14 protein-coding genes are annotated in these 12993 nt (G+C 48.9%); 8 read left to right on the forward strand and 6 right to left on the reverse strand.

The genetic code is table 11. The annotated features are described in order from the left end of the window. The first annotated feature begins 34 nt into the window (after nt 1–34). Together LOZ80_RS30095 and LOZ80_RS30100 are read left to right on the forward strand one after the other, a co-directional pair. Nucleotides 35–862: a stalk domain-containing protein gene (locus LOZ80_RS30095; RefSeq protein ID WP_238168053.1), complete on the forward strand. Its 828-nt coding sequence runs from the start codon at nt 35–37 to the stop codon at nt 860–862. Beyond that, nucleotides 817–1005, forward strand: a complete 189-nt coding sequence (locus LOZ80_RS30100; RefSeq protein ID WP_238168054.1) for a hypothetical protein — start codon at nt 817–819, stop codon at nt 1003–1005. Before LOZ80_RS30095 ends, LOZ80_RS30100 begins: the two co-directional genes overlap by 46 nt. Before the next feature lie 342 nt (nt 1006–1347). On the opposite strand, the gene LOZ80_RS30105 is transcribed toward LOZ80_RS30100, so the two are convergent. Next, nucleotides 1348–2163: a hypothetical protein gene (locus LOZ80_RS30105; RefSeq protein ID WP_238168055.1), complete on the reverse strand. Its 816-nt coding sequence runs from the start codon at nt 2161–2163 to the stop codon at nt 1348–1350. A gap of 133 nt (nt 2164–2296) precedes the next feature. On the opposite strand from LOZ80_RS30105, the gene LOZ80_RS30110 reads away from it, so the two are divergent. Next, nucleotides 2297–2848 carry an NAD(P)H-dependent oxidoreductase gene (locus tag LOZ80_RS30110; RefSeq protein WP_238168056.1) on the forward strand — a complete coding sequence of 184 codons (552 nt, stop codon included), beginning with the start codon at nt 2297–2299 and terminating at the stop codon, nt 2846–2848. Between the two features lie 59 nt (nt 2849–2907). Here the strand turns inward: LOZ80_RS30110 and LOZ80_RS30115 are convergent, their stop codons facing one another. Then, nucleotides 2908–4350, reverse strand: coding sequence for an amidase family protein (locus LOZ80_RS30115; RefSeq protein ID WP_238168057.1), 1443 nt, complete (start codon nt 4348–4350; stop codon nt 2908–2910). A 113-nt stretch (nt 4351–4463) separates the two neighbouring features. On the opposite strand from LOZ80_RS30115, the gene LOZ80_RS30120 reads away from it, so the two are divergent. The 4 genes from LOZ80_RS30120 to LOZ80_RS30135 all read left to right on the forward strand — a co-directional run bounded on the left by LOZ80_RS30120 (nt 4464) and on the right by LOZ80_RS30135 (nt 8289). After that, nucleotides 4464–5390, forward strand: coding sequence for a helix-turn-helix transcriptional regulator (locus tag LOZ80_RS30120; protein ID WP_238168058.1), 927 nt, complete (start codon nt 4464–4466; stop codon nt 5388–5390). 94 nt (nt 5391–5484) lie between these two features. Beyond that, on the forward strand, nt 5485–5985 hold the full coding sequence (locus LOZ80_RS30125; RefSeq protein WP_238168059.1) for a DinB family protein: 501 nt from the start codon (nt 5485–5487) through the stop codon (nt 5983–5985). A gap of 152 nt (nt 5986–6137) precedes the next feature. Continuing rightward, nucleotides 6138–6977: an SDR family oxidoreductase gene (locus tag LOZ80_RS30130; protein ID WP_238168060.1), complete on the forward strand. Its 840-nt coding sequence runs from the start codon at nt 6138–6140 to the stop codon at nt 6975–6977. A gap of 202 nt (nt 6978–7179) precedes the next feature. Beyond that, nucleotides 7180–8289, forward strand: coding sequence for an ATP-binding protein (locus tag LOZ80_RS30135; RefSeq protein ID WP_443146987.1), 1110 nt, complete (start codon nt 7180–7182; stop codon nt 8287–8289). A gap of 19 nt (nt 8290–8308) precedes the next feature. Here LOZ80_RS30135 and aroA read toward each other — a convergent pair whose 3' ends face one another. Further along, entirely contained in the window at nt 8309–9670 is a 1362-nt protein-coding gene (aroA, locus tag LOZ80_RS30140) for a 3-phosphoshikimate 1-carboxyvinyltransferase (protein ID WP_238168061.1), read from the reverse strand. 111 nt (nt 9671–9781) lie between these two features. Here aroA and LOZ80_RS30145 point away from each other — a divergent pair, with 111 nt between their 5' ends. Next, nucleotides 9782–10681, forward strand: coding sequence for a LysR family transcriptional regulator (locus LOZ80_RS30145; protein ID WP_238168062.1), 900 nt, complete (start codon nt 9782–9784; stop codon nt 10679–10681). Here LOZ80_RS30145 and LOZ80_RS30150 read toward each other — a convergent pair. The 3 genes from LOZ80_RS30150 to LOZ80_RS30160 all read right to left on the reverse strand — a co-directional run bounded on the left by LOZ80_RS30150 (nt 10678) and on the right by LOZ80_RS30160 (nt 12981). Then, a complete protein-coding gene (locus tag LOZ80_RS30150) occupies nt 10678–11265 on the reverse strand; it encodes a TVP38/TMEM64 family protein (protein WP_238168063.1) in 588 nt (195 codons plus the stop codon). The genes LOZ80_RS30145 and LOZ80_RS30150 overlap by 4 nt on opposite strands. 161 nt (nt 11266–11426) lie before the next feature. After that, on the reverse strand, nt 11427–12404 hold the full coding sequence (locus tag LOZ80_RS30155) for a cell division protein FtsQ/DivIB (protein WP_238168064.1): 978 nt from the start codon (nt 12402–12404) through the stop codon (nt 11427–11429). Next, complete coding sequence (locus tag LOZ80_RS30160) at nt 12397–12981, reverse strand: sigma-70 family RNA polymerase sigma factor (protein WP_238168065.1); 585 nt, start codon at nt 12979–12981, stop codon at nt 12397–12399. Before LOZ80_RS30160 ends, LOZ80_RS30155 begins: the two co-directional genes overlap by 8 nt. Between the last annotated feature and the right edge of the window lie 12 nt (nt 12982–12993).

The following is a 12993-nucleotide window of genomic DNA, read 5'->3' on the forward strand; positions in this document are numbered from 1 at the left end:
ATAGACATAGCAGAGTAGACAGATGAAGATTTCAATGAGCAAGAAACTGTTAGTGAGCACGGTTTTAACCACATTAGTGCTTGGAATTGGTGTTGGCGCGTATGCGGACTCAGCCTTGAAACAAGTTACAGCCTATCAAAACAGCAATTTGCAAGTGAAAGTGAACGGTAAACAAATCGACCAATCCAGCGAAGACGGACCTATGTATCCTCTCGTTTATGATGGACACAGCTATGTTTCTGCCAAAGGTCTTGCTGAGGCTATGGGCGGGAAAGTTTCCTATGATGACGCGACCAAAACCGTGAGCGTCTCCATTGGCGGCTACGTTGACCCGAATGCTGGAGTTCCTAGTAAAGATAATTCATCAGGTTCAACCTCCACAAGCGGAGGTGCTAGCAGCGGTTCCACAGGCAGCACGTCCGGGAATCAGGGCTCCGCTTCCAAAAGATCAGGTTCAAGCAGCGATCCTATTCTTCTAGGTTCCTCTTTCACCTATGTGGACAAGGTGAATTACAAAGAAGGTGAAGAAAATACCACCTCTGCCAAATACACGGTAACCGTTAACACGGTCAAACCTATTTCTACTACTGAAATTGAGGCGCTCGGCTACCGCAAACCAGAAGCTAATGCCTTAATCGAATATAAGTTAATCGATATTTCCTTGAAAGTAGACAATGCCACCTTCAAAAAGGGCAGCAAAACGGACGCCTATTACTCTGATCAGTATTTGTCGATGTACTCACCGAACCTCTGGGGAAGTAAAACCTCGGATGGAAATCATATTATTGGCGGGAATGAAAGCGGATTTGAAGGGTCTTGGACAAAAAGATTCATGATGCGCTGCCTGATTTCCCGAAAGTAAAAGAAGGCGAATCCAAATCCTACTCCGCTTCCGGGAAAATTATTTTGCCCGTGATCAAAGGACAAGAGAACTATCTTATTTTCACAAGAAGCGACAGCACGCTTGAGTACGAAGATACCTTTATTTATTTCAAACTGCAATAATCCTATCCTCCTGTAAAAAGTCAAAAGAGGCTGACTCAAAAGGTTCAAACCTAGAGAGCAGCCTCTTTTTGTTTCGATCTGGAGCGAAATCTAGCAGGAATTTCTCCTGCTAATTTAGCGTTAATTGCTCTAAACGGTCATTTAAATGGAAAACCTCCCGCTAATTTAGGGAGAAATCGCTATTCAGCAAGAAAGTATCAGAAATAACGGGAGATTTTCCATGTAAACCGACTTTTCATGCAAAAATGCCTAAACTAACGGTAGATTTTCCATGTAGTTCAACATTGAAAGCAAGAGGTAGCCTAAAGATGAACTCATTTTAGGACAGCCCCTTTCGATCAATTAACGGGGGCTCTGCGGCACATTTTTGACAACGGCTGATTTCATCAGTACCCATTTGCCTTTTTTCCATTTCCATATGGAAGTGGCGTATCCAATCGTATCGGCATTGGCAATGCCAGTAATGCGCTGAATGCCCATCAATTCGCAGATGCCGTCATTGTCCTTATCAATCGGTTTCAGGGCTCCGTAACCATCCACATTTACGATGAGCGGCTTGACCACTTTCCCGTCTTTGTAGACACCGAATTTCTCGTAATCGTCCTTGCGATCGCTGAGATCAATGAGGAACGATTTGCCGGTTTCTTCGATCTTGAGCTTCACCTTATAGTTGTTTTTGAAGGTGGATGTGACGCGAAGCGGCTCAGGCAGTGGAATGGCGGTAGGAACATTATTCTTCAAAGAATAGATGTAGTAGTAGGAAAGTCCGCCACTCCCCCCCGTTTCCGCAGCGACATAGATTTGCGGCAGCTTGTCCCCGATGAAATCGCAGAACGCCATATACGGATTGTAACCGCCTTCGAGCGGGATAATGACCTGCTGCTGCGCTTGTCCCGTTACAGCGATGTACAATTTATCAAAGTATGGGCTGCTGGTATCCGCCTTCGAACCGAATAGAGAGACGATGTCCGGTTTCCCGTCACCTGTCACATCAATCTCTCTCGTCTGAATCAGCTGCCCCTGCTGCGCAGGTGCAGGGGCAGGAGGCGGAAGCTCTTCGGCAGCTGCGAATCCCCCACCCCAGAGGAGCAGGCTGCTGATGAGCAAGCTGACCGCTGTTTTATGCACGGTAATGGGTGTAAACTTTCTAAATTTCATACTAGACTCCCCTTCGCAATTGAATTCAGCTTATTATTTCAATAGTTACCAAATCGTATGCTTATTGGGCGCGTTGACTTTTGGGAAATATAGCTATAGGATTTTTGTAGATCACTATAGGGAGAGATTAACTATGAAAACTTTGGTCATTGTAGCACATCCCAACTTATCTGCCTCGCGTGTAAACCGCCGTCTAGCGGAAGAAATGGAAAAACAAGCGCATGTAACCGTTCACCGCCTATATGATGTTTATTCCGATGAACAAATCGATGTTGCAGCCGAGCAGAAGCTCTTGGAAGCCCATGATCGTATCATTCTGCAATTCCCTTTTTATTGGTATAGTTCGCCCCCTTTGCTCAAAAAATGGCTGGATGCCGTCCTAACTTATGGCTGGGCTTACGGCAGCGAAGGAGACAAACTCCATGGCAAAGATCTGCTTATTGCCATCTCCACCGGCGGTCCAGAGAAAGCCTACGCGCCTGGAGGCTACAATCATTACACTTTGCCTGAGCTGCTGCGCCCTTTTCAAGCTACGAGCAACCTCATTGGCACGCATTACTTGACACCTTTCTCGGTCAACGGGGTACACCAAGTCACTGAAGAACAATTGGACTTATCGGTCAAAGCATATGTGACTTACGCGCTGGATCCGGAGAATTCACCTAATTTTAAAGCGGGGCATTAATACAAGAAGAGGCTGCACACAAGGTTTTCAACCTTGTGAAGCAGCCTCTTCTTGCGCACCTACAACACTGGAGCCTTCCGATACTGAGTTGCCTGCTCGAAAGCATAAGCCAACTTAATCAGCGTTGGCTCGCTATAAGCCCCAGCAGCGAACATGACGCCCATCGGACCTGCTTCTGTAAAGCCAGCCGGGACGATTAAGAGCGGATAGCCCGCTCTCGCCGCGATGTCCTCTCCTTCATCCCCAGGAAAGAACAGCGCATCGAGTCGATGCTCGGACAGTACATGATCAATACCCTGCGCTCGGGTGAGATTCTGGTACTTGCGCAAGCTCTCGTGATAGCTTTCTTCCGTCAGCGTACCGCTCGTCTCTTCCGACCAGATCAAGGTATCCTGCCCGTAGAGCAAGGCTCTATCAGCATGCTGATCATTGTAAGCAATAACTTCTTCCAAAGAATGAACAGGTACGGAGGCATCTAGCAGGGCCAGGTAATCGTTCAAATCTTTTTTGAACTCATGGCGCAGGACATCGAAATTCCATTTCGCTCGCTCACAAGGGATGGATACGGGATCAATGATGACCGCCCCCTGCCTCCGCAAGACGTCGATAGCCCTCTCCGCCACGATGCGCTCATCCTCTTTCAAATTCTGATAGAACCACCGGGGAATCCCGATTCTGGCGCCTTCAAGCCCCTTTTTATCCAAAAAGGATGTATAATCTCTAAGACTCTTCCCTTCACTCGCCAAACTCAGAGGATCTCGTTCGTCGACACCAGTTAGAGCACCCAATAAGATAGCCGCATCTGCCACTGTCCGCGTCATCGGTCCCGGTGTATCCTGCGTATGTGAAATCGGAATGATGCCTATTCGGCTAATTAAGCCTACGGTTGGTTTCAAGCCAACTATACTGTTGCGATGCGCAGGATTCACAATTGAACCCGACGTTTCCGTCCCCATAGAAGCAGCAGCAAAACAAGCTGCAACCGCAGCGCCTGAACCTGCACTGGAGCCACCCACATCGAATTGGCCCGGGCCATACGGGTTTAGCACCTGGCCTCCTCTGGAGCTATAACCCGAGGGCATCGCTACAGCCATGAAATTAGCCCACTCCGTCATATTCACTTTCCCTAGCAACACAGCCCCTGCCTCCCGCAGCTTGGCCGCTACGAAGGAATCCGCTGAGGCTATCGAGTCTGCTAGTGCCAAAGAACCCGCACTTGTATGCATACGGTCCCCTGTGTCTATGTTATCTTTGAGCAGGATAGGAATGCCGTGCAAGGGGCCGCGAGGGCCTCTTTCCTGACGTTCAAGATCCAACTGCCTGGCTATCTCCAGAGCGTCTGGATTCAGTTCCAATACAGCATGAATCTTGTTATCGTAGACTTCTATTCGTTTTAAATATAAATTTACTAACTCCACGGCATCGCTTTCGCCCCGTTCCATCGCCTGCTGCAGGATGCTGATGTCTGCTTCCACAATCCAATCAACCGATTTGCCTGTCATCGCTAAATCCCTCCATTTCCCATCTGTAAACAATTCCCTGTTCCCCTCGTTTTTCCTTTCCGATTTGGGTTATTATGATAGATAGGATGAAAATAATGATGAGGTGTCTGTCTTTGAAAATAGATCGTCTGCTTGCCATCACGATGCTGCTTTTGAATCGAAGAAGAATTAGCGCATTGGAACTATCTGAACGCTTTGAAGTCTCCTTACGCACCGTCTATCGCGATGTAGAGGCCATTAACCAAGCCGGAATTCCCATCGCTTCTTATGCGGGTTTAAATGGCGGCTATGAAATTATGGATCAATATCGGCTGGAACGCCAGTTTCTCTCCCTCGAAGAGCTCCAATCCATCATTGTCGGCCTCAAAGGAATTCGTTCCACCGTAGGCGATCAGGAAGTCAGCTCCTTGCTCGATAAAGTTGGCGCGCTTGTGGCCAAATCGGAGCATCACTCCTTGAATGATCAATTGGTCATCGATATGAACCCTTGGCGGGGTGGCGATCATGAGAAAGAGAAATTAAATACACTTCGTGCCGCTATCAAAGAATCCAGACAAATCAGCTTTCAATATATTTCTTCGCAAAGCGAGCAATCCGTGCGAACAGCCGAACCCCTGAGCATCGTGGCCAAAGGATTCGGCTGGTATTTATATGGATACTGCTTGCTGCGGGAGGACTTTCGCATTTTCCGCTTATCCCGGATGAAGGAACTTAACGTGCTCTCCCAGACGTTTGAGCGGAAAACAGAGACGATTGAATCGCTTCATCACGGCATGGGCAACCGAGACCCGGAATCCCTCATTACACTCGTGCTTCATGCTCAGCCTAACATCCAAGCGCAAATTGAAGACTACTTCCAATCGCAACAGATTGATTATCAGTCTGATGGTTCGATGATTGTTACCGCTAGACAACCTGATGAGCCTTGGCTTCACAGCTTGCTGCTTGGATATGGTCCAAGCGTGCGCATTCTAGAACCATCCCACCTAGCTGCTGCTATTAGGGAGAAAGCTGAAAAAATAGTTCAGCTCTATTCATGACCACTGACACTATGTTGTCAGCAGAGTTTGTCTATACTGAATCTATGCCTTACGATGCCAGTTAATCTGGCGAAAACATGAAGGAGGCTCACCCATGTTCACAACAATCCAAGATTTCGTCAACGAATGGACCCGAGAAAATCAATCGACCCAACGCGTGTTGGACACCCTGACAGATGCTTCACTAAGCCAAAAAATCGCCCCTGATTTCCGCTCGCTAGGACAGTTAGGTTGGCACATCGCGACTACAATTCATGAAATGCTTTCACGCACGGGGTTAACGTTTGACCCTCCGGGAGGTGAACATCACGCCCCGGCTTCAGCCAAAACTATCGCTGACACTTACCGTGCTGCTGCTGCCGGGTTAACGAGTGCCATCCATTCCCAGTGGACAGATGAATCCTTGGCTGAATCCACCGATATGTATGGTGAACAGTGGAAGAACGCAACGACACTGCGGAGTCTGATCTCCCATGAGATTCATCACCGCGGTGAAATGATCGTTCTTATGCGTCAAGCCGGTCTTCGTGTACCGGACATCTATGGTCCGACTCGCGAGGATTGGATTGCACAAGGCATGGAGCCTTTGGTTTAACAGCTGGATAACCGCCTCGGGGCTAACCCTTGGCGGTTTTTTTGATGCCTTGCAGTTCAGCGCATCAAACCTAATTTTCGTCACGCCAGCAGACAATGCAGACGCTGTATCCATCAGTTATAATGGTATAAAAAGCCAAAGGAGGCGTCCGCATGCACAATCAAACTGTCTTGATCACTGGAGCCAACTCCGGAATGGGGCTGGCAACCACCGTCGCCCTCGCACGACAAGGCGCTCGCGTCATTATGCTGTGCCGCAGCCAGCACAGAGGAGAACTGGCGCTAGCCGAAGCGAAGAAGCAAAGCGGTTCCGAACGCATCGAGCTCATGCTAGGCGACCTGGGCTCACTCGCAAGCATTCGCGCTTTCGCCGAGGCGTTCCTCGCCAAGCATCCGGTGCTCGATGTTCTGATCAACAACGCCGGTGTCGTCACCGTGAAGCGGCAAACCACGTCTGACGGCTTCGAAGCCATGACGGGCGTCAATCATTTGGGTCACTTCCTGCTGACCAACCTGCTGCTTGAAGCCATCGTCCGCGCTCCGCAGGGGCGGATCGTGAATGTCTCCTCCGGCGCCCATAAGATCGGGCGCTTCGACTTCGACAACCCGTACCTGATGCGCGGGTTCACGGTGTGGAGAGGCTATGCGCAATCCAAAATTGCGAATATCTGGTTTACCCGTGAGCTAGCCCAGCGACTAGCGGGCACGACAGCCACGGTCAACGCGCTGCACCCAGGCGCGGTCGGCACGAACCTCGGTGTCAATCGCGACACCGGATTCGGGAAGGCCGTGTATCGGCTGCTGCGGCCTTTTTTCCTGACCCCGGCGCAAGGTGCGGAGACGGCGGTTTATTTGGCAACCAGCCCGGATGTGCGGACGGTCAGCGGCGAATATTGGTATAAGAAAAAAATAGAGCCTATCTCGAAGAGGGCGCAAGATGCAGATATGGCACATCGCTTCTGGACGTGGAGTGAACAGGAAGTTGGCTTATAGGCAGCCAATTGCGAAACAAAAAGACGGACAAACGCTATTCGTAGCATTTGTCCGTCTTTTTTGTTATCGATGGATTTGCCGAATAACGCTGGGTCCCTGGACATCGGGAGCATTTATTCCGTTGTATACATTTTCTAATCGCCATGTTATTATGTTATTACGTAATTACGTATTTAAATAAATGACTTATGAGGTGATCCAATTGACAGTACCACGGGATTATGGAGCCGAACTAGATGCATTGCAAACACAAATGAATATGCTCCAACAGAGCATCGGAGAATTCATGCAAAGGCAGGAAGAGACGAGTAAATTTATGGCCCAACAACAGCTGCCGGACGCGGAACAAGGCAGAGTCTTTTACTCGGGACAATTCCAGAGCGGGCCTACTCATTATCGCTGGGAGCCGCAAGAGAGAGGCGTTAGTCAGCTTCTGCACTTGGATAGTGATAAAGCAGCCAAAATCCTCGGCGCTCTGGGCCATAAGCAGCGTCTAGATATTTTACGGACCGTTCTTCAAGAGCCGCTTACCGGTCCAGAGCTCGTCGAGCGTCTGAATATGGGAACAACGGGACAACTTTATCATCATATGAAAGCATTAGCAGGTGCCGATCTGCTTGTTCAGGAAGAACGAGGCGGCAAATACGTAGTTCCCGGCCATCGTGCACTTCCGCTCCTTCTCCTGCTGGCCGCGACAACTGATTTATTCGATACCAGTGATTTCCTTGATATGTCGGAGGTCAGAAATAATGCACGTCCCTACTTGGGCGCAGCCGATGATGGTTATGATCCCCATCTCCTCCTGTGGGCTGTGGTCGAGAACAGCATTCTGGAGCATTTGCACGGGACCAGTACCGAGGTCCAGCTTTTCCTGCATCGAGACGGCAGCGTTACCGTTGCAGACAACGGTCGAGGCATCCCTGTTCAGGCGCTTCCTGGCGTAGAGCAGCCCCGTGTTCAAACCGTTCTCACGGACATGAACCGACTTAGCGCAAGTGCCTCGTTCTTAGCACCCGGGAGCGAAAAAGGCATCAGTATGCCCATCGTCAACGCGCTGTCTCTCAAGCTTTCGGTTGAAATTCGCCGTGACGGACGTGTGTTTCAACAATCCTATAAGCACGGCATCCCCCAAAGTGAGCTGCAAACGGTCGGTTTCACCAATGAGACCGGAACGCGTGTAACTTTCTTGCCGGATTTGGACATTTTCCCTAAACCATTTGATCGCAAGGAATTGGAGAAACAGGCTGCGGAAATATCCGTACTGTATCCGAAACTACGCCTTCAAGTGCTGCTGGATGAATCAACAGGTTAAACCAAACAGGCCAATTTCGTCAGGCAAAATCAAAATCGACTCCAACGCCGAGATCACGCCAGCGCTCATAAAAGTCCGGACACGTTTTGGAGACGCAGCCCGGGTCCATCATCTGCACGCCGTCAACCCGCGCACCGATCAGCGATAGCGCCATCGCCATCCGATGGTCGTCATGAGGATCAAGCAGCGCTGGTTGCGGCTGGCCGGGATGCACCGTCAAGCCGTCTGCGTGCTCCTCCACTTCAATGCCCAGCTTGCGAAGCTCCTGACAAATTGCGGCAATCCGATCACATTCATGGTGCCGAATATGGGCAGCGTCTGTCAGCGTAATCGGTCCATCCGCGAACGGGGCTAACGCAGCAAGCGTAAGCGTTTGGTCGGACCAACGCTGCATGCTGACCGTGAAGCCTCCCTTGAGGCGGTCTGTGCCTTGCACTTCCACAAAGTCAGCGCCGCTTATAATGGTGCAACCCATTTGCTTCAATACCTGCAATAATGCAATATCCGGCTGGCGTGTCTGCGCCGAAATCCCCTCAATCCGAATCCGGCCATTCGTAAGTGCCGCGAGAGCCCAGAAATAACCACAAGTCGAAGCATCAGGTTCCAAGCACAGCGAACGCGCCTCATAGACCCTTGGTCGAACGATTATTACTTGTCCATTATCCTGGACCTCGGGACTTACGCCAAAAGCCCGCATCATATCCAGAGTCATTTCGACATAATCACGCTGCACCACTTCACCCTCGATTCGAATGCTCAAAGCTTCTGAGGCATAAGGAGCTGCCAGCAATAAACCGCTAATAAACTGACTCGAAACCGCACCGGATATCGCGACTTCTCCGCCACTCAAACCGTCCGCCAATAAAGTGAAAGGTACGCTGCCAGGGTTTGCGCCATATTGAATAACCGCCCCCAAACCGGTTAACGCATCTAACAGAGCTGTCAGCGGCCGCTCGCCCATGCGTCGGCTTCCCTCTATCAGCCACTCCCCTTTGCCAACCGCAAGTACGGCCGGCAAAAAGCGGGCAACCGTTCCAGCAGCGCCTACATAAAGCGAAGCATCAGCAACCGCCCACTTTCCCGCATTGCCATGAATCGTCACGTGCTCACCTTCATCTTCAATAACAACCCCCAATGCCCTCAGCGCCTTCATGCACCAATAGGAATCATCACTTTGCAAGACACCCCGCAGCACAGTCGTTCCTCTCCCAATTGCGGCAATCAGAAGTGCCCGATTCGTGAAGCTTTTACTGCCAGGTATCGATATCGTTCGATCCAAACGACCTTGCATTCGCGATAGCCTTACCTTCTGCTCTACGTGATGCTGCGACCAGGGAGACCTTGCCTCTCTATCAGGTTCATGTGAACTCGTGATTACCATTTTGCCTGCACCCTCTCCAATTGATCTTATCGAATAAGCTCATTATAATAAGAGGATTAGTCATAAATGAAATCGCCAAATAAGCACCTTCCCATAAAGGAGCTCTATATCATGATCCATTTAGAATGGTATCGTATTTTTCTCCATGCGGCCAAAGCAGGCAATTTAACGAAAGCTGCACAAGAGCTGTTCATCACCCAACCTTCTGTAAGCTATGCTATCAAGCAAATGGAGCAAGCTTTATCCCTGAAGCTTTTCCATCGTCAGTCCAAAGGCGTAGAGCTTACCGAAGAAGGAAAAGCCCTGCTGATTTATGTCGAACAATCCTTCGCCCTATTGGATGCAGGTGAGCGTAAAATGACCGCGCTCAAGCACCTCACAGGCGGCGAGCTGCGAATTGCAGCCAACGACTCCTTGTTCAAACACTTTCTGTTTCCCTATTTGGATACGTATCATAAGCAATACCCGGACGTTCGAATCCGCCTGTCCCACGGTAAAACTTCCGAGATCACCCAGCGGGTCAAAGAGGGCGTGATCGATTTGGGCCTTATCCATCTACCGACGGTCGAGGAGCCTCTTTTGAACGTTCAGACCGTTATGACCCTGCAGGATTGTTTCGTTGGCGGCGAAGCCTATCGTCACTTCGCTGAACAGCCGCTTACCGCTCAGGAAATCAGCCAATTTCCGCTGCTGCTCTTATCTGCCGGAAGCAGCACAAGACGTTTTGCTGAGCATTGGTTCTCCCAGCAAGACGTCGATATCCAAGCAGATATTGAGTTAGGCAGCATCGATTTACTTATCGAATTTGCCAAGCTCGGACTGGGTGTCGCCTTCGTTTCCCGTTCCTATGTTACGCAGGAACTAGCGGATGGTCTCCTTCATGAGCTCAAGCCAACCGTCGCCATACCCACACGCTCTATCGGGATCGCAACCCGCCAAGATATCTCTCCATCTCTAGCCGCAGCCAAATTCCATGAGCTGCTAGCTGCTGGCGACCCCTTGTTCACTTAGGCAAAATGCCGCTCGATTCTTTTGCTAATGACCATTGAAACTCCCACGAAAGCAACCACATAAGCAATCTCGTAGGGATGTTCCAGAAACCGATTCAGATCATGGCCGATAAACGAAACCGACATCACCATAACCGCTTTGCCTGAGGCAACCGCAACCAGAAACGATCGAAATCTCATCCCTACGACAGCCGCAGCCATGTTAATGACCACAAAAGGGCCTACAGGAAACAGGCTCAGCAAAAAGACATAATTAAAAGCCTGTCTTCTCGCCCAAGATAGGCTTTTTTGCACTTTGGGCTTTTGTGCCCAGCGCACGAGGTAGGGATGTCCCGATACCTTTCTCACGATGAGAAAAGTCACCAAACAGCCGCACACAATGCCGATCCACGAATATAAAAAACCAAGCCAGAGCCCATATACAGCCGCATTCACGCTAATAATAACAAGCGTAGGGAGCGGCGGAACGAACGATTTCATAAAAGGGAGAAGAAGACCGGGCAACGGACCCAGGGAGCGATATTTGTCCAACAATAAGGACAGATTTTCTTCGGTGAAATAAGATAAAATCTCTGTGATTCCCATGTGTGTCACACCTACTCTATTTAGCCAAATTAGCGACGGTGTGAGCCGTCGTCTATAGGCATGATAGCATATTTTTGCGGGGTTGGTCCTACTATATCTGAAACTTGTAAATAGAGCGGCAGCCAGGAACAAGATAATAATGTTTCTGGCTGCCGCTCTATTTATTTCAAGGTATTAGAGAAAATAAGAAGTTCTTCTTTGCTGATGCTCGTGGACGGAGTCTCTACACTATACAGGTTCGTCAGCCCATTATATTCTTCCATCCATTGGATAGATTTGGAGACACCAGTCTCACTGAACATAAAGCCATTCATTTCTGAATAATAGCCGTTCTTTCCATTTAATGTCACGTTTTCAGCCAATGCAGATCCGTTGGTTTTGACATTGATCATTACGTCTTTAACAGATGGATCAATAGGGTGATAACGGACAACGATCTCCTCGTGTTGTCTGTTTTGAAAGATCAAGCCTGTCATGTTTGAAAAAGGCCCCTCAGACGAGTTGTATTTTTGCCAAGATGTAGAGGTTCCTGCTACTTTCGCTTGAATTTGGAGCAGAGAATGATATTGTTTGTAAATGGATTCATCAATCCCGCCAAACGGAGATTGCAGCTCGCCTTTTACGAAAGTAAATCCATCGGGAAGAGATTCGGGAAGCTTTAACCCTTTGTTATAGGGGTCAACTTCTGCTTTCCATTGCTCAAGATTAGAATAAGATTTCGGATTCGTAATTATCAGCAAATCAGGCAACTTTCGGTTCTTCAATTCAGCACTATAGACTACGGCACTTTCTCCAGGCTCTAGCTGGTTTCGAATGCTTTTGAATGATTCTCCGAGTTCCTTCCTCACGTCGTCTGGCAGACTAAATGCCCCATCCTTTGTAACCTCTACGTGGACTTGTTTGGTATCTAAGGCGTACAGGAAGGTGGAGGCATAGGCAATACCGGAGAAAAGAATGAGACAAGCAGCCATTATAAGAGCAGGCCGCGCAAACTTCCTGCGTTTTATAGCAAGAGATAGCGGCTTCTTCGACATATGTGCACGATACAGTTTTTCGATTTTGCTATCGAGATGCTCTGGATATTGCAATCTTTGTGTGTATTGATTCAACTCTTCAGATAATGAATGAAGTTTAGACATTTAGAAGACCCTCCTTGTTTGGGTAAATAAGATCTTGCAAATTCGCTTTTTGTCGCAGTGTCCGGATAGCACTGTGATGACGCGACTTCACCGTGCCTACTGGTATATTAAGCATGTCAGCCATTTCCTCAAATGAATAATCTTGAAAATATCGCAAGATCAAGACGCTCTTCTGCTTATACGGCAGCTTAATAATCAAGTTAATCAAAAATTGGTGCTCCTCATCCTGGAGAATATGGTCATCCACATTTACGCTAGGTTCGGAAACATTCAAATGTTTACTTCGGTCCAATAATCGGAACGATCGCCATAAACTGCGATTCCAACTGCTAGCCTGACGGATAATTAAACCATTCAGCCACGACCGAAAGGGCTTATTATAACGGTAATTCGGCATTGAGCGGAATAGTTCCGTAAAGATCTCACTCACGACATCGTTCACATCCGCCGGATTCCTAACTAGCAGCGATACTGTGCGATATACATGCAGTTTGATATGCTCATAAACCTGTCGGAACGACTCTTCATCTCCTTCACACATTCGTTTAATCCTTTCATGTAATTCTTGCTCATTCATGCACTGTCCACC

Origin of the sequence: Paenibacillus sp. HWE-109, from assembly GCF_022163125.1 — a bacterium.
In the GTDB taxonomy this organism is placed as follows: Bacteria; Bacillota; Bacilli; order Paenibacillales; family NBRC-103111; genus Paenibacillus_E.

Excerpts from the sequence above, each read along its gene's own strand:
- LOZ80_RS30095 (WP_238168053.1), top strand. The coding sequence starts at position 35 with ATGAGCAAGAAACTGTTAGTGAGCACGGTTTTAACCACATTAGTGCTT.
- LOZ80_RS30105 (WP_238168055.1), bottom strand. The coding sequence starts at position 2,163 with ATGAAATTTAGAAAGTTTACACCCATTACCGTGCATAAAACAGCGGTC.
- LOZ80_RS30110 (WP_238168056.1), top strand. The coding sequence starts at position 2,297 with ATGAAAACTTTGGTCATTGTAGCACATCCCAACTTATCTGCCTCGCGT.
- LOZ80_RS30115 (WP_238168057.1), bottom strand. The coding sequence starts at position 4,350 with ATGACAGGCAAATCGGTTGATTGGATTGTGGAAGCAGACATCAGCATC.
- LOZ80_RS30125 (WP_238168059.1), top strand. The coding sequence starts at position 5,485 with ATGTTCACAACAATCCAAGATTTCGTCAACGAATGGACCCGAGAAAAT.
- LOZ80_RS30130 (WP_238168060.1), top strand. The coding sequence starts at position 6,138 with ATGCACAATCAAACTGTCTTGATCACTGGAGCCAACTCCGGAATGGGG.
- aroA (WP_238168061.1), bottom strand. The coding sequence starts at position 9,670 with ATGGTAATCACGAGTTCACATGAACCTGATAGAGAGGCAAGGTCTCCC.
- LOZ80_RS30145 (WP_238168062.1), top strand. The coding sequence starts at position 9,782 with ATGATCCATTTAGAATGGTATCGTATTTTTCTCCATGCGGCCAAAGCA.
- LOZ80_RS30150 (WP_238168063.1), bottom strand. The coding sequence starts at position 11,265 with ATGGGAATCACAGAGATTTTATCTTATTTCACCGAAGAAAATCTGTCC.
- LOZ80_RS30155 (WP_238168064.1), bottom strand. The coding sequence starts at position 12,404 with ATGTCTAAACTTCATTCATTATCTGAAGAGTTGAATCAATACACACAA.
- LOZ80_RS30160 (WP_238168065.1), bottom strand. The coding sequence starts at position 12,981 with ATGAATGAGCAAGAATTACATGAAAGGATTAAACGAATGTGTGAAGGA.